The sequence below is a fragment of the Salimicrobium album genome (genome assembly GCF_900107115.1).
In the GTDB taxonomy this organism is placed as follows: Bacteria; Bacillota; Bacilli; order Bacillales; family Halobacillaceae; genus Salimicrobium; species Salimicrobium album.
The window spans coordinates 294,013-317,888 of sequence record NZ_FNOS01000005.1; the positions used below are offsets into that span (position 1 = coordinate 294,013).

Here is a 23,876-nt window from a genome sequence, read left to right on the forward strand (position 1 = left end):
TCAGGAGGAGAATAATGAAACAGGTAATCGCGTATTTTGCAAATGAAAATGATGCTGAAAGCGCCCTCACTTCGCTTAAGAAGTATAAGGTGGAGAAAGAAAGAGTCGAAGAGATACCGCAGGATTCAAAACTTGAGCGCGTCATCCCTTTTACTTCCGGAGGGTTCCAGGCGGATGTTGCGGAGTACGGGGAAACTTTTAACGAAGCACTTGGAAATAAAGGAAAAGAAGTTACCCACCTTCTTCAGTTCGAAGTCGAAGAGGAGGATCACGAAGGAGTACTAAAAGTGCTGCAAGAGCATGGAGCAATGAAAAAAGAATAGATGGCCGTGGTGATTTAAGTGAAATATCTCCATTATCGGAGCAGAAGCCTCCGCTAGTGGAGTTTTTTTAATTACATAGTAAACTTATAGGAATAATGTTGACATACGTCGCGTTTTTATTTAAAATTTAATGCTAAGTAAACAAGTAGGTTTTGAAAAGGGAGGGAGTACATGTTTTTGGAGTTTGAGGACACAGGAAAACGCTTTGGCGAAGCAACGGAAAACGAATTTGAAGTATTCAAGGGAGTGAATATAAGTATTGAAAATAACCAGTTCGTTTCTATCCTCGGACCGTCCGGCTGCGGAAAGTCAACCCTATTATCGATGGTGGCGGGACTCGAGGATACCTCCGAAGGGACGATTAAACTCGAGGGACAAGAAATAACAGGTCCTGATCCGGAAAGAGGGATGGTATTTCAGCAACCGTCGCTGTTTCCATGGCTGACTGTCCGGGAGAACGTCATGTTTCCCCTAAAGAAGAAAAGGTCAAAAAAAGAAGCCGAAGCGCGTGCCGAACATTTTTTGAAAATGGTGCACCTCAGTTCTTCCAGTTCCAGATATACATATGAACTTTCCGGCGGTATGCAGCAGCGGGTGGCTATTGCAAGGGCCCTTGCCATGGACCCGAAAGTTCTTTTGATGGACGAGCCTTTCGGTGCTCTTGACGAACAGACGAGGCACATTCTTCATAGAGAGCTTTTATCTATATGGGAAGAAACGAGAAAAACGATTCTTTTTGTTACTCACAGTATTCAGGAGGCGATCAAACTGTCGGACAGGGTGATTGTAATGGGCACGAGACCGGGGAGGATTATTGCCGATTTCAGCATTGATGTGCCACGACCGCGGGCACGCGATGATGAGAATGTTATCGGTTGGGAAAAACATGTGATGGAACTGCTCGAGAAAGAGATAGACAAAGTACTGAAAGAGGAACTGGATAATGAATCTGTCTCTTATAACTAAACGGATCGTTTTTCTAGTTGTCGTTGCAGGTATTTGGCAGGGTATTTATGCCCTGAACATTTTTGAAGATATAATATTTCCTTCTCCTCTTACGGTAGTCTCCTCCCTCTACGAGGGATTTGCCGATGGTGATCTTGTTACAGCTCTCGGTGCGAGTTTCAGACACCTGTTTTCGGGACTGGTTCTGGCCATTTTATTCGGGACAGTGCTCGGGGTCCTCCTCGGCAAGTCCAGAGAAGCGGATGAAACGGCAGGGATGTATCTTGTAGCTCTTCAAAGTATTCCGAGTATCGTATGGGTTCCGCTCGCTATTATGATTTTCGGTTTTTCGGAAGCTGCTGTCGTATTTGTAGTGGTACTTGGAGGTACGTTCGTAATGGCGTTGAATGTGCGCTCGGCAATCAGGAGCGTACCGCCGCACTTATTACGTGCAGCAAGAACGATGGGAGTGAGCGGGGTGTCCCAGTTTTTCCGGGTGGAAATTCCGGCCAGTGTCCCTTACTTTATGTCGGGGCTGCGCCTTGCGTGGGCTTTCAGCTGGAGGGCATTAATGGCCGGGGAATTGCTGAGTAACGGTCCGGGTCTCGGTTATTCCCTCCGCTATGCTCAAGACTATGCAAGGATGGATCAGGTGATCGGGATTATCATTATCATCGGAGTCATAGGGGCTGTCGTGGATCAGCTCGTATTTTCGAAACTGGAGAAAAACGTAATGAAACGATGGGGAATTTTATAGAATACTGTAATTATTGCCTGAAAAAAAGGAGTGGAGAAGTTGAAAAAAATTTTTTATATGACCGCAGTCGGCGTTTTACTCATAGTCCTTAGTGCATGTGGCAGCAGTGAATCAGAAGCAGGTGGCGAAGAAAAAGAGGCGGATGAAATTACTGTCGGTTATTTCCCGAATATTAATCATGCAGCCGGCATGGTCGCTGAAGAAAAGGAAATGTATCAGGAACAGTTGCCTGACGGAACGAAGGTTAATTATCAGTATTTTCCTGACGGTTCCGCTTTTATGACAGCGGTGGAGACCGGAGAAATTGAAGGCGGAATAGTAGGCCCCGGTCCTGCAATGAATCACTACGTAAGCGGGGCGGCAATCAATGTGGTAGCAGCCGGTTCCAAAGGAGGGACCGTGATTATGGCCAGTAATGACAGTAATATTTCAACTCCGGAGGATCTTAAAGGGAAGACGTTCATCTCCCCTCGGGTAGGATGTACGCACGATGTCCAGTTCGAAACGATGATGAAGGAAGAATTCGGAATGACTTCAGAGCGTGTGCAGGGAGACATGAAGCATGTGACCGGGAAGCCGGCCACCTATGCGAGTATGTTCGAAGCCGGGAAGGTCGATGCGGCTACGGTTCCGGAACCCTGGGCTTCTGTTATTGAAGCCGAAGGAAGCGGTAAAGTTCTGGTGGACACTCCGGAAGTGGCGTTCGGAGAGACGTTACCTGCAGCTGTATTTGTAACTTCGGAGAAATTGAAAGAGAAAAATCCGGAACTCGTCCAGAATCTTGTTGATGCCCACAAACAGGCTACAGACTTCATAAACGAAAACCCAGAAGAAGCAAAAACGATTGCTCAGGATAAGATCAAGGAAATTACTGACCAGGGGCTGGAAAAAGAAGTTATTGACGGTGCCTGGGAGAGAATTGATTTTTCATACGAAGTGGATGAAAGTGTACTTCAGGATTTTGCAGACTCTTCCTATAACCTGAAATTTCTGGAGGAGAAACCAGACCTTACAGGTCTCGTAGATAAGGAGTTCCTGAAAAACGGGTGATCGTCAATTAGAATAAAAACGTGAAGATCTGCAACAAAATCAGATCTTCACGTTTTTTATAGTTTTGTTATTTTTTCAGTATAGAGTGCAGGGCACCGTGCACATCCGAATAATGGAACTGGTAATCGTGACTCTTCAATTTTTGAGGGTAGACGGCCTGACCATTCAGCACGAGTGTGCTCATTTCTCCTAATGTTTTACTTATAACGACGGCGGGCACATGACACCAGTGCGGTCGCTCGAGAACTTCTCCAAGCGTTCGTAGAAAGTCTTCATTACGTTTGGGAGTAGGAGCGGTTACATTGAGAGCGTTTTCGATGGAACTGTTATGAACGGCTTCATCAATGGCTCCGACCACGTCATCAATATGCACCCACGACATCCATTGCTCTCCGTTGCCGAGTCTGCCACCGACAAAATATTTATAAGGAAGTTTCATGAGGGGCAGTACTCCTTCTGTACCCAGAATCAACCCGAAGCGGGCATACACTGTGCGGACTCCTTTCAGTTTCGCCTGACTGGCAGTCGCTTCCCAGTCTTTGGTGACACTGGCGAGGAAACCATTCCCCGGTTCTTCCGTGTTTTCCGTGAATGACTTATATACGGAGGTACCGTAGAAACCTACCGCGGAGCCGTTCACGAGTACATCCGGAGTCTTGTCGAGGTTTTCGATAAGAGAGAGTACTCCGTTCGTTGCGTCAATCCGGCTTTGTCTTATGAGCTGTTTCCTTTCGGGAGTCCATCTGCCTCCGGCGAGAGAGGCGCCTGCAAGGTTAATGATGGCGTCTACGTTCTGTAACTGATTTTCGGGAGCATACTCCTCTTTCAGCCAGCCTACGTAACGGACGTTTTCCCCGTCTTCATGATTTTCCGGGTGTCTCGTTAAAATGGATACGTGATCCCCTTTTGACGTGAAGTGTTCAGTCAGGTGCTGACCTACAAATCCTGTGCCTCCGGCAATAACTATGTTCATCTGTGAATCCTCCTTATATGCTATGATTACCCTCAGAGAGGAGACGGTGCTATGCCTGTCATCAGTAAAATTTCTGTTCAACAGAAAAATAAAGGACGCTTCAACATCTTTTTTAAAAAGACAGATGAAGAAGAGTTTGGTTTCGGCGTAAGTGAAGACATCCTTATTCAATATAATCTTCACAAAGGGATGGAATTAAGCGAAGAAGATATTAAGCAGTTGAAAAATAAAGATGAACTACATAAGTCTTATACCCGTGCTATCCATTATTTAAGCTACCGTATGCGATCCGAAAAAGAAATGTACGACTATCTTATCGACAAAGAAGTGACAGAAGAAGATGCGAGAGATGTGATCAATCGTCTTTATAAAGAAAATTTGCTGGACGATGAAGCTTTCGCCAAAAGTTACGTTCAAAGTAAAATAGCCACTTCGAGTAAGGGGCCTGTTGTTTTAAAACAGGAACTCTCCAAAAAAGGTGTAGCTGAAGACTATGCTTTAAGTGCACTTGAACAGTATTCGTTCGAGGACCAGTATGAAAAAGCTCTGAAGTTCGGAATGAAAAAAGTGAACGACACTTCAAAGAAATCTTTTCAGCAGAAGCTTCAGACAGCAAAGCAGTCCATGATGCAAAAAGGATTTACCCAGGATGTAATTCAGGAAGTAGCGGCCCGTCTGGCCGAAGAGAAAGAGGATTCCTCCGAACGTACGGCACTTGAACTTCAGGGAGAGAAGGCTATCCGTAAATACGAAAAGAAAGCAGAAGGATTTGAACTGAAGCAGAAAGTCATGGCTTCTCTGTATCGTAAAGGTTTCTCAGGGGATCTGATCAGGGAATTTCTCGAGGAAAAAGGGTATTGACTGGTGCAGATCGGGACGTTCCGGCCGGTCCTCCTCCATTCTTTTTCTTGTAAAGTTCGGAGGCAGTCGTTACGATGAATAAGGAGAAATGACTAAGATGAATGAAAAAATGGGGGATACTTATGGGGAGCCCGGTTACTGTGCAGAAAACATTGAATAATAATGTAGTCATCGCGGATCACCCTTCGTTCAAAGAAGTGATCCTTATCGGGAAAGGTATCGGGTTCAATCGAAAGCCCGGCGACTGTATCGAGCCGGAAATCGCCGAGAAGACGTTCCTTCTCAGAGATCCCGAGCAAAAGGAGCAGTACGTTAATCTGATGTCGCACGTGAATGAAGAACTTATTCCTTTAATGAGTGATATACTTCTGCACGTGGGGGAGAGAATGGAAGAACCCCTGCATGAGCACATTCACGTTGCTTTGACCGATCACCTGGCATTCGCTTTCCACAGGACTCAAAATGCCCTTGACTTCCAGAACCCGTTCCTTTCAGAAATAGAAACGCTTTATCCGAAGGAATACCAGATTGCCCTGGAAGTCGTTACGATGATTTATGACCGGACCGGTGTCCATTTTCCTGCCGGGGAAGTCGGCTTTATTGCTCTGCACATCCACAGTGCGGTCACGGATAAATCATTAAGGGAAATTAATAAACACAATCAGCTGATTACTCAGCTGATAGAATTCATAGAAAATCAGCTCGAACTGAACATAAACAGAAAGAGTATCGATTATCACAGGTTGGTCCAGCATTTACACCGGGCCATCCACCGTGTGCACACCGGGGAGACTGCAGGGAGCCAGACAAATCTTGATAAAATGTTGAAAGCTGAATACCCTTCGTGCTATAATATTGCTTGGAAATTGATTAAAGTAATGCAGCAACAGCTGAATAAAACCGTAGATGAAGCGGAAGCCGTATATTTAACGATTCATCTTCATCGACTCACTCAAAAATAAAGTACGTGTTACTGACACGATCAGGCATGAGTATGAAATGTGAGTAGTTAACGGGATACCTGTATCCTTTTGACTGCTGACGTTCGTGCTCATGTCTTTTTTAACGGTTTTTTTGAAAACGGTTCATCTGCGGGAGGTTATTTTCTGTTGCGCAGGGAAAAGGAGGAAACATTTATGTTTAAAAATGCATTTGGCACATTGCAAAAAGTCGGTAAATCCCTGATGCTTCCGGTAGCGTTGCTTCCGGCAGCCGGTATACTTCTTGCTTTTGGGACAAGCTTTGCCCAGGAGCAGTTCACCGATCTCGTTCCACTGTTTGAACACCCGTGGATACAGCTGGTTCTTTCCCTGATGGAAGAAGCCGGGGGGATAGTTTTTGATAACCTGCCCCTGTTATTTGCTGTCGGGGTAGCTATCGGTCTGGCCGGAGGTGATGGGGTAGCAGGTCTTGCTGCCATCATCGGATATTTGATTATGAACGTCACCATGGGAGTGCTCGGGGACGTAACGCCTGAAATGGCCGGTAACAGCCCTGCATATGCCGAAGTTCTCGGTATTCCTACACTGCAGACCGGAGTCTTCGGCGGTATTATCGTAGGGATATGGGCCTCTTATCTTTATAAGAAGTATTACAACATAGAACTTCCGCAATTCCTCGGGTTCTTTGCCGGAAAACGGTTCGTACCGATTATTACAGCCTTTACGTCTCTTGCTCTCGGTATTGTAATGTATTTCGTCTGGCCGTACGCTCAAACAGGACTGAACGCATTCTCCCAGTTCATGCTTGAGTCGAACCAGACGCTGGCTGCATTTATTTTCGGAGTCGTGGAACGTTCGCTTATTCCATTCGGTCTTCACCATATTTTCTATTCTCCGTTCTGGTTCGAGTTCGGTTCCTATACGAATGCTGCCGGTGAGATAATCCGAGGCGACCAGGCGATTTTCTTCGCTCAGCTTCGTGACGGAGTAGAGTTCACCGCAGGTACATTCATGGTCGGGAAATTCCCGTTCATGATGTTCGGTCTTCCGGCTGCTGCGCTTGCTATTTATCACACAGCGCGTCCTGAGCGTAAAAAGATCGTCGGGGGCATTATGTTCTCCGCAGCCCTCACTTCTTTTCTGACCGGTATTACAGAACCGATCGAGTTCTCGTTTCTTTTCGTAGCACCGCTGCTGTTCGCAATCCACGCGGTGTTCGCAGGATTCTCTTTCATGATTATGGAAATTCTCGGTGTGAAAATCGGCCAGACGTTCTCCGGAGGTCTGATCGACTTTATTCTATTCGGTGTCATCCCTAACCGGACCGACTGGTGGTGGGTCATCATCGTAGGACTTATCTTCTCGGTCATTTACTACTTCGGGTTCCGCTGGGCTATCCTCAAGTTCAACCTGGCCACGCCGGGTCGTGAGAAAGAAGGGGAAGACCAGGACGAGGAAACAGGAGAAGTGGATGACAAACCGTACGAAATACTTCAGGCGATGGGTGGCCAGGAAAATATTGATAACCTTGACGCCTGTATTACGAGACTCCGTGTTTCCGTGCACGATAAGAGTAATGTGAACAAGGATCGTCTGAAAAAGCTCGGTGCTTCCGGTGTAATGGAAGTCGGAAACAATATCCAGGCTATCTACGGACCCGTGTCCGATTCTCTTCGCGGCCAGATGCAGGATATCATCGATGGTAAAACGCCGCGAAAACAGGAAAAACCGAAGCAGGATGCAGCTGCCGATACGGAACTGCATGTAACGGAAGATATCGATTTTGTAAGTCCGATGCAGGGTGAACTGGTACCATTGACTGATGTGCCGGACCAGGTATTTTCAGGTAAAATGATGGGGGACGGTTTTGCGATCGATCCGGAAGAGGGGACTATTGTTTCTCCGATTAACGGAAAAGTAGTGAATGTTTTTCCGACGAAACACGCGTTAGGCCTTGTAACAGAGGACGGAGTGGAAATACTGATTCACATCGGGATAGACACGGTGAAACTGAACGGAGAAGGCTTTACCGCCCACGTCGGTGAAGGTGACGAAGTGAAGCAGGGACAAAAACTTATGGACGTGGACTTAGCGTATCTGAAGGAACACGCACCTTCCGTTGTAACCCCGATTATCTTCACGAATCTTAATGAGAATCAGTATGTGGACTTACAGACCACAGGCAAAATCAGCACCGAACAGACAAATATTATTAAAATAAAAGAGTGATAAGGAGAGATTTTTAATGGAAAAAAGAGACATGAAAGTGACAGCTTCCGAAGGAGTACACGCAAGGCCTGCTACCTCCCTGGTACAGGTGGCAGGAAAATACGAATCGGATATAAACCTTGAGTATAACGGTAAATCGGTTAACATGAAGTCGATTATGGGTGTAATGTCTCTAGGCATCCCGAGCGGCTCGGACATCACATTTTCCGCTGAAGGCTCTGATGAAAAAGAAGCAGTGGAAGCCATTGCTCAAAAAGCGAAAGAAGAAGGACTTGGCGAATAATTTACCTGTCGGAAACAGATGAAAGCAGCACCACAGGCAGGAAGCATAGTACACGCACAAAAACCGGACTCTTATGTCCGGTTTTTGTTATTCGCAGTGTTATAGAGAGCGGGAGAACGTCATGAATAAGTCATAAGCCTCTCTTCCTCTCCACCGTGGGAGTGTTAAGTACAGAAATAGAAAAAGCGGATGGTATAAACATGCCATCCGCTTTTTCTATTTCACACAGAACATTCAGTTTTTCAGTGTTCCCGTTTTACCTGCATCTTTTCTGCAGAGAGGCGGGCTATTATACCTTTATTTCAGGACGCCGGTCATCCTGTTCGAAGATGATTTTTGCCACCTCTTCCGGGTTTTTTAATTTACCCGGGTCGGTTACGTGAGTCGAATCGTTCCAGAAAGGAGTGTTCATTCCGCCCATGTAGACAGCTGTAGCGTCGATCGGTTTGTCTCCCCATTCTTTATGTAGACTTTCGGTAAAGCCGCGTACGGCAAACTTACTGGCACAGTAGACGCTTTCATTTACCTTTCCTTTCAATCCGGCTGTAGAGATAATGTTCAGTACACGACCTCCTGAGAGTTCAAGCCTGGGCTGTGCTGCCTGAGTGAACAGAATGGTTCCTTTTACATTCGTATCGAGCATGGCGTCGATGTCTTCTTCTCCGTAACTCTCCAGTTCCCCGAACAGTCCGACGCCCGCGTTGTTAATGAGAAGGTCCACCTTGTCCGTCTGCTTTAGCATTTCTTCGATAGAAGCGGCTTCTGTAACGTCACAGACGACTGACTCTGCTTTTCCCCCCTGCTCTATGATTTCACGTTTGGTGCTTCTGAGTTTCCCTTCGTTCCGACCGGTGAGGTAAACCATACATCCGGAGTCGGCGTACTGTCTGGCCAGAGCTTTTCCAAGGCCGCTTCCTGCTCCTGTAATGATAACGGTATCCATAATGACTTCCTTTCCTGATAGTTTGTTCTTATTTCTATTGTCTTCTTTAAATGTTAAAATGTAAATGGAAAAAAGTGAAGGAGAGGTTTACCGTGGAACGTCGATACAGTGAATACACGTATGAAGAACTGCGCCGGGAAGTCGGCGAATTGACTGAAAAAGCAAGAAAAGCGGAACAGTTCGGTATGGTAAATGAATACGCGGTACATCAGCGTAAAATAACTATGGCTCAGGCGTATATGCTGAATCCGAAGGACTTCAAAAAAGGCGAAACGTACGAAATAGAGGGGGACCCTTCCCATACTTTCTATATCGTATATATTAACGGTGTATTCGCCTGGGGCTTCCGTAAAGACCAGCATGGGAATTACGTGGAGAAAAAAGAAGAAGAACGTATTACGGGAGAACCGGAAGAAGCTCTCCCTATTTCCATGCTCGGAGCCAGGATCGATATCGATGAGTAGCCATCATCACGCTCAGGAAGAGCTCATTAAAGAATTGCAACGGAAGAATGGCAGTTTATCCGAAGAAGAGGCGAGAAAGTGGATCGAACTTCTCTGGGAGGACTTCGAAGCTACCCGGGCGAAAGCGGGCAGGAAATACAGAGGGAGCGAAATGACCGAACAGATCGTAAGACAGTGGGTGACCCATTACGGGGCTCATCTCGATGAATTCATAGCTACCAACCCCAAGTTCAATAAATATTTCGGAGAATAAAAAGAACCACGCTGATAAAAGCGTGGTTCAACTTTCGCCGGGGCTCAGTTTGTCCTGAAGTTTTTCCTCGGAGAACACCCATCCTGTGTAGGAATCAAGAATCTCGAGATCTTCTCCGTGTTCGTCATCGATCTGTACGATAGCCACGAATGGATAGCGTCCATTATGACGATAGCGGAGATCCGTGAATCGAAGCTCGGTATATTCATCGTGATAGTTGATGTCGTAACGATATACCGGAGAGAAAGATAGAAAAGCTTTGATATTATGGTCTTCAAGTGCTTTTTCGACTATCGGATCCCGGGTGTTGATCGGTTTATTGACGAATTCATCGAGAATCGTTATTTGTCCGTTTTCGGCATGGCCTACATAGTATCTCGACGGGGTAGTGATTACGATTCTCCAGATGTTCTGTTTGATGGTCGGAAAAGTTACAATCTGTTCGATGTCCTCGAAGTTCTCTTCAATAAGCTTCACCATCTCCCGTTTATCGAAGTAACGCTTAACGTAATAGAGAGCAAGGATGAAATAAATGATGAGCCATAGATAGGCAGGGTTTGCTCCTGCTACCCAGGCGACAATTCCGGCTACGTGAAAATAGAAAATATACGGGTCGAATGTATTAATGAAGCCGTAGGCGACCCACCTTCTGGTAAAGGGGCGGTAAGCCTGGGTTCCGTACGCGTTGAACACATCGACGAAGACGTGGAATATGACTGCCACAAAAGTCCACATCCAAAGGTGAAGGGTGTTCACCTCCGGGTAAAACAGGTGGAGGATTCCCGTGAGCAGCAGCCCCCACAATACGACGGCAGGCATCGAATGGGTGATGCCCCGATGGTTTCTGATATATTTTGCGTTATTTTTAAGTTTCAAAACAGTATCGAAGTCAGGGGCCTGGGAACCTGCAAGGGTGCCTATAAGGACAGCCTGGCCAAGAGCCGGGTCTTCGGCGACGACAGGGTCGATGGTGGCAAGCCCCCCGAGTGCTATTCCCATGACTACGTGCGTAGCTGTATCCATGTGTATTCCCCCTTTTCCCGATTCTCTAAATGTATAATGTATCACGAAGGAAGTGTTAATTTGAAGAGAGAAGAGCTGGCCCTGGAGATAGTCAAAGACTTCCCGGCAGAAGATTTCCGGCAAAATTTGATTGAATGGTTTAAAAAAGAACAGCGTACCCTTCCGTGGCGGGAAAACCAGGACCCTTACCGTGTATGGGTCTCAGAGATCATGCTCCAGCAGACGAAAGTGGAGACGGTGATTCCTTATTATGAAAATTTTCTCCGTCAATTCCCTACGCTGGAAGACCTGGCCTCCGCAGACGAGCAGGAAGTATTAAAAGCCTGGGAGGGTCTAGGTTACTATTCCCGTGCACGAAATTTGCAAACTGCGGTAAAAGAGGTAGTGGCGGAGTACGACTCCAAAGTACCGGATACAGTCCGGGAAATTGGCTCTCTCAAAGGGGTGGGGCCGTACACGCAAGGGGCAATCCTCAGTATCGCTTACGACCTCCCGGTACCGGCCGTGGACGGGAATGTTATGAGAGTATTATCCCGGATTCTTCTGGTAGATGAAGATATAGCGAAACAGTCGACGAGGAAACTGTTTGAAGCGCTGGTCTCCTCCCTTATTTCATCCGAAGATCCGAGCTCTTTCAATCAGGGTTTGATGGAACTGGGGGCTATCGTGTGTACCCCAAAATCCCCCTCCTGCCTTTTGTGTCCGGTTCAGGATCACTGCCGCGCTTTTCATAAAGGGATTGAAAATGAATTGCCGGTGAAGTCCTCCAAAAAGACACAAAAAACAATTCGCTATCGCACGTACATAGCAGAAAACGAGGACGGGGAAATACTTATAGAAAAACGGCCCGGCAAAGGGCTTTTGGCTAACCTGTGGCAATACCCGATGGTCCTGGAGGAGGAGGCGGAGAAAGGTTGGCTTGACGGTTTGAAAATCGAAGAAAAAGGGATGGTCGATCGGATTAAGCACACATTTTCCCACCTCATCTGGGAAATGGAAGTGCACCGTGTGAAAGTCATCTCCGGTACGTTTAACGGAGAACAGGGGAAATTCGTGTCGAAAAATGAGCTTACTGTCTATCCGTTTCCGGTCTCCCACCAGAAAATCCATCCTTACATCCGGTGAAAGACCTGGAAAACAAAGGGCATGAGGACAGGCGGGAGCAGTCATCCACCGGCGGAAATGAAGAGGAAGAAAAGCGAATTTGGGGCGGAGAAGGCTGGTTTTCATTAAGGTAAATGAAGTGAAATGTTTTCAATTGGCAGGTATCCCCGTTATAATTGGTAGAAGTGAACGCAGTTAAGAAAGGGGTGGAATTCGTATGTCCAGCCCATCGCCTGGCAAGCGAATCAAAATTCAAAGTTATAAACACAATGGAAAACTGCACAGAATCTGGAACAGTACTACGATTTTAAAAGGGACGGAGACTGTACTGATCGGTGCGAATGACCGTACGACCGTAACGGAAAGCGACGGGAGATCGTGGATGACAAGGGAACCGGCGATCTGTTACTTTCACACGAAATACTGGTTCAATGTCATCGGGATGTTGAGGGCAGACGGAGTGCATTATTACTGTAACATCAGCTCTCCTTTTATTTACGAAGACGAAATGATCAAATATATCGATTATGATCTGGATGTTAAAGTCTTCCCCGATATGACTTATAAACTGCTGGATGAAGACGAATATAAACTTCACCGCAGACAGATGAACTACCCGCACGTTCTTGACCGGATTCTGTACAACAATGTAGATATTCTGGTCCGCTGGATACATCAGCGTAAAGGTCCTTTTGCTCCGGAATTCATAGATCAGTGGTACGAACGGTATTTAACGTATAGGTAGATTGGGAAGAGCGCACTTTAATAGTGCGCTCACTTATTTTGATAGTAGAAAGAAGGTACATTCTGTATGGATACCATTAAGAGGTATATGTATTTTGTAACTCCATATAAATGGAAAATCGTCTTTACGATTATGATCGGCGTCGTTAAATTCGGAATTCCTTTACTGTTGCCGCTTATTTCGAAGTACGTAATCGACAACATCATCGGCAGTGAATCCATGGCCCAGTCCGAGAAAGTGGATCAGCTTCTCTGGATTATCGGAGGGGCCCTGTTCCTCTTCGTCGTAGTTCGTCCACCGGTGGAATATTTACGCCAGTACTATGCTCAGTGGATCGGCAGTAATATTTTATATGATATCCGTGACTATTTATTCGATCACATTCAGCGACTGAGTCTCAGATATTACTCGAAGACAAAATCGGGAGAAATCATTTCCCGGGTAATACACGACGTGGAGCAGACGAAAAACTTTGTAATTACAGGACTCATGAATATATGGCTTGATATGGTAACGATTCTCATTGCCGTAATCATCATGCTTACGATGAACGTATGGCTGACACTTGTAGCCATAGCTCTGTTTCCTCTGTACGGGTTCGCCGTGAAATATTTCTATTCACGCTTACGCACTCTTACCCGTGAGCGGTCCCAGGCTCTTGCGGAAGTCCAGGGACACTTGCACGAGCGGGTGCAGGGAGTACCGGTCACCCGGAGTTTCGCTCTTGAAGACTACGAACAGGAACAGTTCGATGAGAAAAACTCCAACTTCCTGACTAAGGCGATCCGTCATACGAACTGGAACGCTTATACGTATTCCGTGACGTTTACGATTACGGACCTTGCTCCCCTTCTTCTTATAGGGGTGGCGGGTTATCTCGTGATCGGCGGTTCCGTCACCGTGGGTACGATGGTGGCTTTTGTCGGTTATATGGATCAGGTTTACGGACCGCTCCGGCGGCTTGTGAACTCAGCTACCGTTCTGACACAGTCCATCGCTTCCATGGACCGGGTCTTTGAGTTCATCGACGAACCTTACGATATCAAAGACAAAAAAGGTGCCCGGAAATTGACGGCTCTGGACGGTAAAGTGACGTTCGACAACGTCTCTTTCAGCTACGAACAGGAAGAAGAGGAAGTTCTGAAGAATGTTACTCTTCATGTCGATCAGGGAGAGACGATCGCCCTCGTAGGAATGAGCGGGGGAGGGAAATCGACCCTTATCAGTCTGATTCCCCGCTTCTATGATGTAACCGGCGGCCGTATTCTGGTAGACGATACAGACGTCAGGGACGTAGAAGTCCGTTCGTTAAGGGATCAGATAGGTATGGTTCTTCAGGACAACACTTTATTCAGTGAATCGGTAGCCATGAATATTAAGATGGGGAATCCGAATGCAACAGATGAACAGATGATGGAAGCGGCCCGTGCAGCCAATGCACATGAATTCATCACCGGGCTTCCTTACGGGTACGAGACCCTGGTCGGAGAGAGAGGCGTCAAGCTCTCCGGCGGACAAAAACAGCGGATAGCCATTGCCAGGGTGTTCCTGAAGAACCCTTCTCTTCTCATCCTGGACGAAGCTACTTCCGCACTGGATCTTGAAAGCGAAAGTCTGATTCAGTCTGCACTGGAACGACTGGCTTCGGCACGCACCACTTTTATCGTTGCCCACCGGCTTTCCACGATTACCCACGCCGACCGCATAGTGCTGATCGAAAACGGTCATATTGTGGAGAGTGGCAGACACGACGAACTTATGGCCAAAAGAGGTCACTATTACAATCTTTATCAGGTTCAGGAACTGGACGATGTACCATTATCCTGAAGAATGGATGCCAGCCTGCAAAACTCCGGTTTTGCAGGCTTTTTTGTATATAATCCCCGGTCTTTATACCATCTGACCTCAGGAATATCACTATCTGACTCGTTTTTTCTTTCAAATTGTCAGTCGGTCGGACAATAGTTTGAACGAATACTGAAAGTTTTTGAAAAGAGACCGATAGTAAGAGTAAAGCTGCTTCGGTACCGGTTTAATAAAAATAGATAGTAGAGCACTTTTATAAGTGAAGCAACGAGTGTGACCGGTATATTAAAAAAAGAAGGGAACATGTTATGGAGAACACGGGTAATTACATTACAGAGCTTGTGCTGCTTTCGGTCAGTATAGCAGTATTCGCTTCTTACACTTCTCTGTTGATCGCTCAGCGTATGCTGCAGAACTCGAGCGGAAAACAGCGTACACTGTGGGCAGTGACGGGGAGTATAGTATTTGGCAGCGGGGTATGGTCCATGCATTTCGTGGCGATGCTGGCGTTTGATATGAATATGGTGGTTACCTACAACCCCTATCTTCTTTCATTAAGTATTATTAGTGCTGTATTGGCAAGTTTTGGAACTTTTTTTGCGATAAACAGATTCTCAGGAGATTGGCGTTTTCTGTTTTTCGCCTCTCCTTTTTTAGCTGTGGGCGTACTCTCCATGCACTATGTGGGGATGGAGGCTATGCAGATGAACGCAGAAATCATTTACGACAGGGGATTGGTTACTCTCTCGGCTCTTATCGCTTTCGGAGCCTCTACTGCTGCTCTTTATATCTTTTCTTTACAGGAGAAGAACGATTCAAAAAACAATATTCTGGTTATGGGAGGAAGTTCAGTGCTGATGGGAGCGGCTATTTCAGGGATGCACTATACAGGTATGGCTTCGGCCACTTATGAGATGAAGGAACCGCTCGGAGAACCGGCAGCGGAGGCAGCGATTAACCAGGGGGTTCTCGGATACTTTATCGGAGTCATCTTCCTGGTAATCCTTTTCTGTCTGGTAATTGTAATTTACTACAATAGAAAAATGGAAGCTGCGCATAAAAATTACTCCCTGAGCAGTAAAATCCATAAATCTATTATTAAGTCCGCCAACGATGCTATTATCATAGCCGATAAAGAGGGGACGATACTCAGTTGGAATAAAGCTGCGGAGAAGATATTCGGATATACTTCAGAAGAGATTATAAAACAGCCTCTTACCACTATAATGCCTGAAAAATATCGTTCAGCTCATGAAAGAGGATTGGCGGAGTATTTAAACACGCGAAAGAAAACTGTGACCAATCAGACTGTACAACTTGAGGGGCTGCATAAAACGGAAGGTGTCTTTCCTGTCGAGTTGTCTCTGTCAGCTGTGCATGAACAGAGAGACGTCTATTTCACGGGCATTATAAGGGATATATCAGAACGTGTGTCGCATGAGAAAAGAATCAGCGAGCTGGTTTACAAAGACGATCTTACAAAGTTGCCGAACCGGAGAATGCTGCACGATCATCTCTCCATGTCTCTTCAACAAGCAGCTAAAAATAACACCAGTGTCAGCATATTATTTCTGGATCTTAACCGTTTCAAGAGTATCAATGATCTGTACGGTCATAACATGGGAGATGAACTGCTGAAAAGTCTGACGGAACGCTTGAAGACACTTCTGCCTTTAGAAGCTATACTTTCCAGAAACAGCGGTGATGAATTTATTATCGTGTACCCCGAAGCCACTTCCTACCAGGTAAGCAGCTTTACGAGGAACATTGCACAGGCGCTTGGAAGTCCGTTCTTATTAAGAGAGTTTAAAATTTACACTTCTCTTGCCATAGGGGTCAGTACATATCCGGAGGACGGGGAAATAGCAGACGAACTGATTAAAAACGCCGATATGGCAATGTATCAGGCTAAGAAGAAAGGCGATAATATCGCGTGCTTTTTCACGGAATCGATGAATGAAGAGGTTTCCAGAAAGACGCTGCTGGAAATCGGTTTGCAGCAGGCTCATGAAAGTGGGGAGCTGACTCTTTATTATCAGCCTCAGGTGAATACGAATACGGGTGAAGTCATCGGGGTGGAAGCTTTGCTCAGGTGGGAACACTCTGAACTTGGAAGAATTTCACCGGCGGAATTCATACCTCTTGCAGAAGAATCGAAGTTGATCATCCCTATCGGGGAATGGGTACTTAAAGAGGCTTGTAAACAATTCAGGGAGTGGCTGGACGAAGGGTACGAACTCGGGCACGTTGCGGTGAATATTTCGTCAGTGCAGTTTCAAAACCGCGAATTGCCCGAAGTCATCGGGAAGATACTGGAAGAGACACAGCTGCTGCCCGAGTATGTAGAGCTTGAGATTACCGAAAGTGTCGTCCAGAATACGAAAGAGGCCATTCCTATTATGGAAGAACTGAAACAGATGGGTGTAAAGCTTTCGCTGGATGACTTCGGCACCGGTTACTCCTCCCTGAAGTATTTGAAAGATTTTCCTCTGGACACTTTGAAGATAGACAAATCGTTCATTCAGACAGTACACGAAAGTGAAAAAGACCAGGCGGTTATCGATACTATCATCAAAATGGGGAATCGTTTAGCTTTGAACGTAATAGCGGAAGGTGTGGAGACCTCAGGGCAACTGGACTACCTGAAGGAGAGGCAATGTCTGTACTATCAGGGGTTCCTGTTCAGTAAACCGATTTCCAAGGAAGACGTACAGAGACTTTTATTTAAAGGAAGAGTCAGCTGAGGGTGTCAGGAATGTATGAGCATTAAGAAAAGGAAACCCGCGGGCTTCCTTTTTTATTTGAGTCCTGTCTGGATGTATTCGTTCTGGGAGTTTTTCTGATAGCTTTTCAGCAAACGCTTCAGTTTCTCCAGTTGGTAGTGATACTCCATCAATTGAGATGCCAGGGGAAGAAAAATGAGCCTGTCTTTGTCGTATCCGTGTTCATATTCGTTCATGAGACGATCGACAATTAGTGGAATATCAGGCGTTTCCACACGGCGAAGCGCCTGTTTATGCGTCTGTTTAATTCTGCCTTTCAGGCTCAAAATCAGTTTTTCGTGGGCATTGACGAGTTTGTCGAGTTCATGGACGAGGGCATCCTGAAAATCTTCGGGTATGTGCTCGATTTTATTTTCCAGCCGATGAAAAGCCTTCAGGACATCGAAGGACTTCTTCGTAGTTGTAATCAGCTGGCGGAATACGACGAGTTTCCGGCCTTTGGCAAAACCTTTTCCTTTCAAATAAGTTCTTTCTTCGGAATAAAGGAGGTACGTGTGGTCCAGTCTTCTTATCTCATCCTGAATACGCGTAGTTTCGTATTTAAGCGCAGGTTCGTCGGATAACTTTCTCGTTGTTACTCTGATCCACTGTAAAATGTCACGGGTGGACTCGTCGATACTCGCGAACAGTTTCGTCTCATATTTAGGAGGAAGGAAAACCAGGTTTATAATGAAAGCTGTAAAAATCCCGAAAAACATCGAAGCGATTCGCGAAGCCGCGAAAGGCAGGAATGTCAGATCTGTCGAATCCATCAGGGCTACAACGGCCACAACCGCAAGAGAAACCGTGTTTTCGTTCATTTTCATTCCCGTAGTGATCCCGATTGAAACGATAATGGAAAACGCTACGACGAACGGGTCGTTACCGAGCGTGAAAACGGTCAGAACTGCGATCATTGCCCCGATCAGATTACCCTGGACCTGCTCGATGATGGACTGATAAGAACGAAAAATAGAAGGCTGCAGTGAAAATATTACGGCAATAGCTGCAAGTAAAGGTGAGAGAAAGTCGAACATGTTTCCTACATATAAGGCTATGGCCACAGCCAGCCCGGTTTTGACCATTCTTGCTCCCAGTTTCAAGTCACATCATCCTTTAGTTTGAAAAATAAGCGTCAGGGCATGGTCGAACAAGGGCTGCCCTGAACGCGGAGGAAAACAATTTAACAATCTTTCTTCATTGTAAATGTTTTCGCTTTGTTTGACGATTAATTATCACTAATTTTCTTCTGCCATTTCTGCGAACGTGCTGTCGACAGCTTCCAGAGTTATGCGGATGTCCTCTTCTGTATGGGCAGTGGTTAAAAACCATGCTTCAAACTTGGAAGGAGCCAGGTTTATACCTTTTTCGAGCATGCTGTGGAAAAATGCAGCGAATTTTTCGCCGTCGGTATTTTCGGCATCATCATAATTTTCTACAGGGTGGTCTGTAAAATATACGGTCAATGCTCCTCCGAGCCTGTTAATCTGTACAGGTATACCGTGAGAGGAAGCCCGCTCCGCAATACCCTTTTCGAGCTGCGCCCCCAGATTGTCGAGATGGTCATAGACACCCGGTTTTTCCAGCACTTCGAGACAGGCGATGCCCGCTGCCATGGAAGCAGGATTTCCGGCCATCGTACCAGCCTGGTAAGCGGGGCCGAGCGGGGCTACCTGTTCCATAATATCGACGCGCCCCCCGTAGGCACCGATAGGGAGACCGCCACCGATGATTTTCCCCATTGCGGTCATGTCAGGCTCCACCCCTACAAGATTTTGTGCACTTCCGTAGTTGAAACGGAACGCGGTGATCACCTCGTCATAGATTACGAGTCCCCCTGCTTCGTGAGTAAGGTCGTTCACCTGCTCAAGGAACCCTTCTTTCGGAGTGACGATTCCGAAGTTGCCGACGATCGGTTCCACGAGTACGGCTGCGATTTCGTCACCGAACCGTTTCAACGCTTCCTTCAGCGGGGCGATCTCGTTGAAAGGTACGGTAATGACGTCTTCGGCTATAGAGGCAGGAATCCCTGCTGAATCGGGAGTGCCGAGTGTCGCCGGCCCCGATCCCGCTGCTACGAGCACAAGGTCGGAGTGGCCGTGATAGCATCCTGAGAATTTTATGATTTTATTTCTTCCGGTGTAAGCACGGGCTACCCGGATAGTGGTCATCACTGCTTCTGTGCCTGAGTTTACGAACCTCACTTTATCAAGGGAGGGGATAGCACTCTTGATCTTTTTCGCAAATTCATTTTCGAGGGAAGTAGGTGTGCCGTATAAGACACCGTTTTCTGCAGCAGTTTTTATGGCACTGGTTATATGCGGATGGGCGTGCCCGGTGATAATAGGGCCGTAAGCACCAAGAAAATCAATGTATTCATTATCATCCACATCTATAAAACGTGATCCTTCCCCTTTTTTCATGTAAACAGGCGTGCCGCCGCCCACCCCTTTGTAGGCACGGGAAGGGGAATTGACTCCTCCGACGATATGTTCTTCTGCTTCTTTGAATAACGTTTCTGACGTATGTATATTCAACTGTACTACCTCCATTCTTCGGTTTTTCTTTAAGTAGTTTATCATATGGAGACAGATAAGAGCGATCATGAGAGGTGGAAGTGGAAGATAGATGATAATTTAGAAATATTGGAAGTTTTTGATACTTTCCTTTAAAGTAGAAAGTAAGATAATAAGATGAAGGAGGAATCATAATGAATTTAGAAAAAGGAACTCAGGCGCCCGAGTTTACACTTCCAGCAAACAATGGAAAGGATGTGTCCCTGAAAGATTACGCAGGAAAGAATGTCGTGCTTTATTTTTACCCGAAAGATATGACTCCCGGGTGTACCAGTGAAGCCTGTGATTTCCGTGACAATCACCAGAGCTTTAAAGAACTTGATACCGTAATCCTCGGTGTGAGCGCAGACCCTGTGGACTCCCACGAGGAGTTCATAGACAAATATGATCTTCCGTTTCTGCTTCTGGCCGATGAGAACTTTGATGTTGCCGAAAAATACGGGGCACTCAAAGTGCAGGGGAGCGCAGGTGACGAAAAATACGGAATGGAACGTTCCACATTTATCATCGATAAAGACGGTGTTCTGCAGGAAGAGTTCCGTCAGGTTAAAGTGGAAGGTCATGTGGAAGAAGCTTTAAGCTACATTAAAGAAAATCTGGAATCTTAATTTCAGACCCGTGATCAGGAATAAGGAGGAAACAGACAATGAAGGTGCTTTCGGTTTTGAAAAACGTTCCCGAGGATCTGCAGCAGTGGCTTGATGAAAAGTATCCCTCCCTCGAATTCAGATACTGCCATGGTATGAAAGAGGGAGAGCCTTTTCTGGAAGAGGCGGATATTCTCGTTACATATGGAGAAGATCTCGATAAGGAGAAGATAGAGAAGGCGGTAAATCTGAAATGGATTATGGTGATGTCTGCCGGTATGGACCGGATGCCTTTCGAAGCCATCCGGGAAAGAGGGGTTCTTGTAACGAACGTAAGAGGTATCCACGCTCAGCCTATGGCTGAATATGCAATAGGTATGTTTTTGCAGAATGCGAAACGAATGAAGGAACTTCATCTGCAGGAGAAGGAGTCCAGGTGGAATCGAAGGCTTGAATTTCAGGAAATGAATGGTCATACCATGACTCTTCTGGGTACAGGGGCTATCGCTTCTGAAACTGCACGTCTCGCGAAATGTTTTAATATGAAAACGGTAGGAGTATCGAGATCCGGAGAGGCGAAGAAGCATTTTGACGAAGTGTTTCGTATAGATCAGCTTACGGAAGCTCTGGAAACGGGGGACTATGTAACTGCTGTTCTCCCGAGCACTGAAGAGACGCGGGGACTGCTCCGGAAAGAACATTTCGAAGCCATGCCTGCCCATGCCGTTTTCCTTAATATGGGGAGAGGAGAGCTGGTTTCCACGGACGTTCTTCTCGAGGCTGTACAGGAGGGGCTCATTTCTCATGCCATTCTTGATGTGATGGAAGAGGAACCGCTTCCTGCGGAACATGCTCTCTGGAGAGAAGAGAATATTACGGTCACCCCGCACATCTCGGGAATCACCTCCCGTTATTTGCCGAGAGGTTTTGAAATTTTTGACAGAAACATTAAAGCTTACATTGAAAATGAGACGATGGAAAACGTGATTGATTTAGAAAGGGGTTATTGAGATGAGGATTTATACAAGGTCCGGTGACAAGGGTAAAACTTCACTTATACACGGGGACAGGGTGCCGAAAAGTCATGAACGGGTGGAAGCTTACGGCACGTGTGATGAAGCGAATTCCGTAATTGGAGTTGCCATCAGTTATTTAAGGAAAGAGGATTTCACCGGCAGAGATAAAATGCTTGAAGAGATGAACAGAATTCAGACTATCCTTTTTCATGTCGGAGCAGAACTTGCGACACCGAAAGGGAAAGAAGTTTTCTGGCAGCTGAAAAAAGAACACGTCAATGAGCTGGAGGCACTCATCGACCAGTGGGATGAAGATCTTCCTGATTTGAAGAACTTCATTCTCCCTACAGGAGTGGAAGCGGCTGCCCATCTCCACATGGCCCGTACTGTCGTGCGTCGTGCAGAAAGGTATGCTTCTGCGCTTGAAGAGGAACTCAATAATCCGCTTGCTGTCAGTTACTTGAACAGGCTGTCGGATTTACTGTTCGTGGCAGCGAGATATGTCAACCATACGCTCGAAGGGACAGAAACTAACCTGAATCCTGATGTATAAGGACAAAGCAAAAGATTGACAGGGGGAGAGGAACAGAGTTACACTATTTATAAAGATTATTATTTGATAATTTTATAGTTAGTTATTTCTGTTAGAAAGCGAGGTGCATGACGGTGTCTGATTATAGACTTCAAGGTGCGATTGATACATTGAAAGAGTCAGGAGTTCGTATTACCCCTCAGCGTCATGCGGTACTTGAGTTCCTCGTCCAGTCGATGAGCCATCCTACTGCTGATGATATATATAAGGCCTTAGAACACAAATTTCCGAACATGAGCGTAGCCACTGTCTACAATAACCTTCGTGTCCTTAAGGAAATCGGACTTGTGAGGGAGCTTACTTACGGGGATTCTTCGAGCCGGTTTGATTGTAATACTACGGATCACTACCATGCTATTTGTGAGTCGTGTGGTAAGATCGTGGACTTTCATTATCCAAGCCTGGATGAGGTGGAATCACTGGCGGAACAGGTGACGGGTTTCAATGTAAGTCATCATCGCATGGAAGTATACGGAACGTGTCCCGAGTGCCGGGCGCAGACAGCTCATTAGGATCTTCTTTGGCAGCAAAGAAGATCTTTTTTTATACAGCGATCATTATTGATAACCACAAAAAAGCTCCCGGCAGTGTCGTATAAACACCGCCGGAAGCTTTTTTAGTTTTTCTTAATGGGGTCCGTTCCCGAATAATCACTGTTCGGTTTTTCTTTTCTTCGAATTGTAGCTTTCGTCGAATTCTTCACCTTCAAGTTCAGGGTCCATTGTCAGCGGCTGATCACAGTGCATACAGGCATCGACACGTCCGAGCATCTTTGTCTGTTTCCCGCAGGAGGGGCAGATGATGGGGACAGCCTTCGTGGAAATCATGCCTATCCAGAAATACACTAACGTACTGAAAAGAATAGCGATCATTCCGAGTATCATGGCTACTACCATCAACCAGGCTATGTCTTTGAAGAGAAGACCGACGTACATGATAGCGAAACCGATGAAAATTAATGATAAAGCGAACGTACGGATTTTATTTATTTTGTTGCTGTATTTCAGTGCCATGAATTCACCTTCTTTCTATATGGATTATTGTATCACAGGAGAGAGACTTCATAGAAAGAGAAAGACAACTGTTATAAAAACGTCAATCTTTCGACAAGGTTGTTTTAAAGCAGGACAGTCAGGTCGGAGAAAATAAAATAAAAAATCAGGGAAAATCATTGACGTTTATATTCAGCTCGTGATACATTATTAATCGTCGCGTTAAGGAAAACACATCGCGAAGAGCAACAAAAACAATAAATCATATTTGATTATTGACGGATGTCAGCAGATATGATATATTAATTAAGTCGCTGTTTTGAGGCGACGTTGTAATGGATCTTTGAAAACTGAACAATGTTTTATGCCATGCGTCAATTTTTTGAACGAATTATGATTGAGCTAATCAATCTCTTTTATGGAGAGTTTGATCCTGGCTCAGGACGAACGCTGGCGGCGTGCCTAATACATGCAAGTCGAGCGCGGGAAGCGAGCAGAAGCCCTTCGGGGTGGACGCTCGTGGAACGAGCGGCGGACGGGTGAGTAACACGTGGGCAACCTGCCTGTAAGACCGGAATAACCCCGGGAAACCGGGGCTAATGCCGGATAACCCAACGGTTCTCCTGAACCGATGGTAAAAGGATGGCTTCT

At 46.1% G+C, this 23,876-nt stretch carries 24 protein-coding genes and 1 rRNA gene; 19 read left to right on the forward strand and 6 right to left on the reverse strand.

What is annotated here, in order from left to right; all coding sequences use genetic code 11:
- Nucleotides 1-14: 14 nt before the first annotated feature.
- From BLU03_RS11085 to BLU03_RS11100, 4 genes are all read left to right on the forward strand, one after another.
- Nucleotides 15-323 carry a hypothetical protein gene (locus BLU03_RS11085; RefSeq protein ID WP_008588486.1) on the forward strand — a complete coding sequence of 103 codons (309 nt, stop codon included), beginning with the start codon at nucleotides 15-17 and terminating at the stop codon, nucleotides 321-323.
- Between the two features lie 171 nt (nucleotides 324-494).
- Nucleotides 495-1,289: an ABC transporter ATP-binding protein gene (locus BLU03_RS11090; RefSeq protein ID WP_008588488.1), complete on the forward strand. Its 795-nt coding sequence runs from the start codon at nucleotides 495-497 to the stop codon at nucleotides 1,287-1,289.
- Nucleotides 1,267-2,025, forward strand: a complete 759-nt coding sequence (locus BLU03_RS11095) for an ABC transporter permease (RefSeq protein ID WP_008588490.1) — start codon at nucleotides 1,267-1,269, stop codon at nucleotides 2,023-2,025. Before BLU03_RS11090 ends, BLU03_RS11095 begins: the two co-directional genes overlap by 23 nt.
- Before the next feature lie 39 nt (nucleotides 2,026-2,064).
- Nucleotides 2,065-3,075, forward strand: a complete 1,011-nt coding sequence (locus tag BLU03_RS11100; RefSeq protein ID WP_176765462.1) for an aliphatic sulfonate ABC transporter substrate-binding protein — start codon at nucleotides 2,065-2,067, stop codon at nucleotides 3,073-3,075.
- A gap of 67 nt (nucleotides 3,076-3,142) precedes the next feature.
- On the opposite strand, the gene BLU03_RS11105 is transcribed toward BLU03_RS11100, so the two are convergent.
- Nucleotides 3,143-4,048: a TIGR01777 family oxidoreductase gene (locus BLU03_RS11105; RefSeq protein WP_093107803.1), complete on the reverse strand. Its 906-nt coding sequence runs from the start codon at nucleotides 4,046-4,048 to the stop codon at nucleotides 3,143-3,145.
- Between the two features lie 51 nt (nucleotides 4,049-4,099).
- Here BLU03_RS11105 and recX point away from each other — a divergent pair, with 51 nt between their 5' ends.
- The 4 genes from recX (at nucleotide 4,100) to BLU03_RS11125 (ending at nucleotide 8,362) form a co-directional block, all read left to right on the forward strand.
- The gene (recX, locus tag BLU03_RS11110) at nucleotides 4,100-4,909 is read left to right on the forward strand and encodes a recombination regulator RecX (protein WP_093107805.1); all 810 of its coding nucleotides are present in this window, start codon (nucleotides 4,100-4,102) and stop codon (nucleotides 4,907-4,909) included.
- Nucleotides 4,910-5,031: 122 nt separating this feature from the next.
- On the forward strand, nucleotides 5,032-5,871 hold the full coding sequence (gene glcT / locus BLU03_RS11115; RefSeq protein WP_093107849.1) for a glucose PTS transporter transcription antiterminator GlcT: 840 nt from the start codon (nucleotides 5,032-5,034) through the stop codon (nucleotides 5,869-5,871).
- A 174-nt stretch (nucleotides 5,872-6,045) separates the two neighbouring features.
- Nucleotides 6,046-8,079, forward strand: a complete 2,034-nt coding sequence (gene ptsG / locus BLU03_RS11120; protein ID WP_093107807.1) for a glucose-specific PTS transporter subunit IIBC — start codon at nucleotides 6,046-6,048, stop codon at nucleotides 8,077-8,079.
- A 16-nt stretch (nucleotides 8,080-8,095) separates the two neighbouring features.
- Complete coding sequence (locus tag BLU03_RS11125; protein WP_076571421.1) at nucleotides 8,096-8,362, forward strand: phosphocarrier protein HPr; 267 nt, start codon at nucleotides 8,096-8,098, stop codon at nucleotides 8,360-8,362.
- Between the two features lie 289 nt (nucleotides 8,363-8,651).
- Here BLU03_RS11125 and BLU03_RS11130 read toward each other — a convergent pair whose 3' ends face one another.
- Complete coding sequence (locus tag BLU03_RS11130) at nucleotides 8,652-9,305, reverse strand: SDR family NAD(P)-dependent oxidoreductase (protein WP_093107809.1); 654 nt, start codon at nucleotides 9,303-9,305, stop codon at nucleotides 8,652-8,654.
- Between the two features lie 50 nt (nucleotides 9,306-9,355).
- Between BLU03_RS11130 and BLU03_RS11135 the strand changes: the two genes are divergently transcribed.
- Together BLU03_RS11135 and BLU03_RS11140 are read left to right on the forward strand one after the other, a co-directional pair.
- On the forward strand, nucleotides 9,356-9,769 hold the full coding sequence (locus BLU03_RS11135; RefSeq protein WP_093107811.1) for a YfhH family protein: 414 nt from the start codon (nucleotides 9,356-9,358) through the stop codon (nucleotides 9,767-9,769).
- Complete coding sequence (locus BLU03_RS11140; RefSeq protein ID WP_093107813.1) at nucleotides 9,762-10,022, forward strand: YfhJ family protein; 261 nt, start codon at nucleotides 9,762-9,764, stop codon at nucleotides 10,020-10,022. Before BLU03_RS11135 ends, BLU03_RS11140 begins: the two co-directional genes overlap by 8 nt.
- A 27-nt stretch (nucleotides 10,023-10,049) precedes the next feature.
- Here BLU03_RS11140 and BLU03_RS11145 read toward each other — a convergent pair whose 3' ends face one another.
- Nucleotides 10,050-11,045 (reverse strand): metal-dependent hydrolase, encoded by a 996-nt coding sequence (locus tag BLU03_RS11145; protein ID WP_093107815.1) that lies wholly within the window; start codon nucleotides 11,043-11,045, stop codon nucleotides 10,050-10,052.
- 60 nt (nucleotides 11,046-11,105) lie between these two features.
- Here BLU03_RS11145 and mutY point away from each other — a divergent pair, with 60 nt between their 5' ends.
- The 4 genes from mutY to BLU03_RS11165 all read left to right on the forward strand — a co-directional run bounded on the left by mutY (nucleotide 11,106) and on the right by BLU03_RS11165 (nucleotide 17,444).
- Entirely contained in the window at nucleotides 11,106-12,170 is a 1,065-nt protein-coding gene (gene mutY, locus BLU03_RS11150; RefSeq protein WP_093107817.1) for an A/G-specific adenine glycosylase, read from the forward strand.
- 196 nt (nucleotides 12,171-12,366) lie between these two features.
- Entirely contained in the window at nucleotides 12,367-12,894 is a 528-nt protein-coding gene (ntdP, locus tag BLU03_RS11155; protein ID WP_008588516.1) for a nucleoside tri-diphosphate phosphatase, read from the forward strand.
- A 66-nt stretch (nucleotides 12,895-12,960) separates the two neighbouring features.
- Nucleotides 12,961-14,721 (forward strand): ABC transporter ATP-binding protein, encoded by a 1,761-nt coding sequence (locus BLU03_RS11160; protein ID WP_093107819.1) that lies wholly within the window; start codon nucleotides 12,961-12,963, stop codon nucleotides 14,719-14,721.
- A gap of 287 nt (nucleotides 14,722-15,008) precedes the next feature.
- Nucleotides 15,009-17,444, forward strand: a complete 2,436-nt coding sequence (locus tag BLU03_RS11165; RefSeq protein WP_093107821.1) for a bifunctional diguanylate cyclase/phosphodiesterase — start codon at nucleotides 15,009-15,011, stop codon at nucleotides 17,442-17,444.
- A gap of 53 nt (nucleotides 17,445-17,497) precedes the next feature.
- On the opposite strand, the gene BLU03_RS11170 is transcribed toward BLU03_RS11165, so the two are convergent.
- Nucleotides 17,498-18,565, reverse strand: a complete 1,068-nt coding sequence (locus BLU03_RS11170) for an FUSC family protein (protein WP_093107823.1) — start codon at nucleotides 18,563-18,565, stop codon at nucleotides 17,498-17,500.
- 135 nt (nucleotides 18,566-18,700) lie between these two features.
- Nucleotides 18,701-20,044 (reverse strand): glutamate-1-semialdehyde 2,1-aminomutase, encoded by a 1,344-nt coding sequence (locus tag BLU03_RS11175; protein WP_407690272.1) that lies wholly within the window; start codon nucleotides 20,042-20,044, stop codon nucleotides 18,701-18,703.
- 128 nt (nucleotides 20,045-20,172) lie between these two features.
- On the opposite strand from BLU03_RS11175, the gene bcp reads away from it, so the two are divergent.
- The 4 genes from bcp (at nucleotide 20,173) to perR (ending at nucleotide 22,745) form a co-directional block, all read left to right on the forward strand.
- The gene (bcp, locus tag BLU03_RS11180) at nucleotides 20,173-20,646 is read left to right on the forward strand and encodes a thioredoxin-dependent thiol peroxidase (RefSeq protein WP_093107827.1); all 474 of its coding nucleotides are present in this window, start codon (nucleotides 20,173-20,175) and stop codon (nucleotides 20,644-20,646) included.
- A gap of 38 nt (nucleotides 20,647-20,684) precedes the next feature.
- Nucleotides 20,685-21,635: a D-2-hydroxyacid dehydrogenase gene (locus tag BLU03_RS11185; protein ID WP_008588529.1), complete on the forward strand. Its 951-nt coding sequence runs from the start codon at nucleotides 20,685-20,687 to the stop codon at nucleotides 21,633-21,635.
- Between the two features lies 1 nt (nucleotide 21,636).
- Nucleotides 21,637-22,194 (forward strand): cob(I)yrinic acid a,c-diamide adenosyltransferase, encoded by a 558-nt coding sequence (locus BLU03_RS11190; protein WP_008588532.1) that lies wholly within the window; start codon nucleotides 21,637-21,639, stop codon nucleotides 22,192-22,194.
- Nucleotides 22,195-22,301: 107 nt separating this feature from the next.
- A complete protein-coding gene (gene perR / locus BLU03_RS11195; RefSeq protein ID WP_040609129.1) occupies nucleotides 22,302-22,745 on the forward strand; it encodes a peroxide-responsive transcriptional repressor PerR in 444 nt (147 codons plus the stop codon).
- Nucleotides 22,746-22,883: 138 nt separating this feature from the next.
- On the opposite strand, the gene BLU03_RS11200 is transcribed toward perR, so the two are convergent.
- A complete protein-coding gene (locus BLU03_RS11200; RefSeq protein ID WP_008588534.1) occupies nucleotides 22,884-23,246 on the reverse strand; it encodes a YgzB family protein in 363 nt (120 codons plus the stop codon).
- Nucleotides 23,247-23,640: 394 nt separating this feature from the next.
- Between BLU03_RS11200 and BLU03_RS11205 the strand changes: the two genes are divergently transcribed.
- A 16S ribosomal RNA gene (locus BLU03_RS11205) occupies nucleotides 23,641-23,876 on the forward strand; the annotation flags it as partial.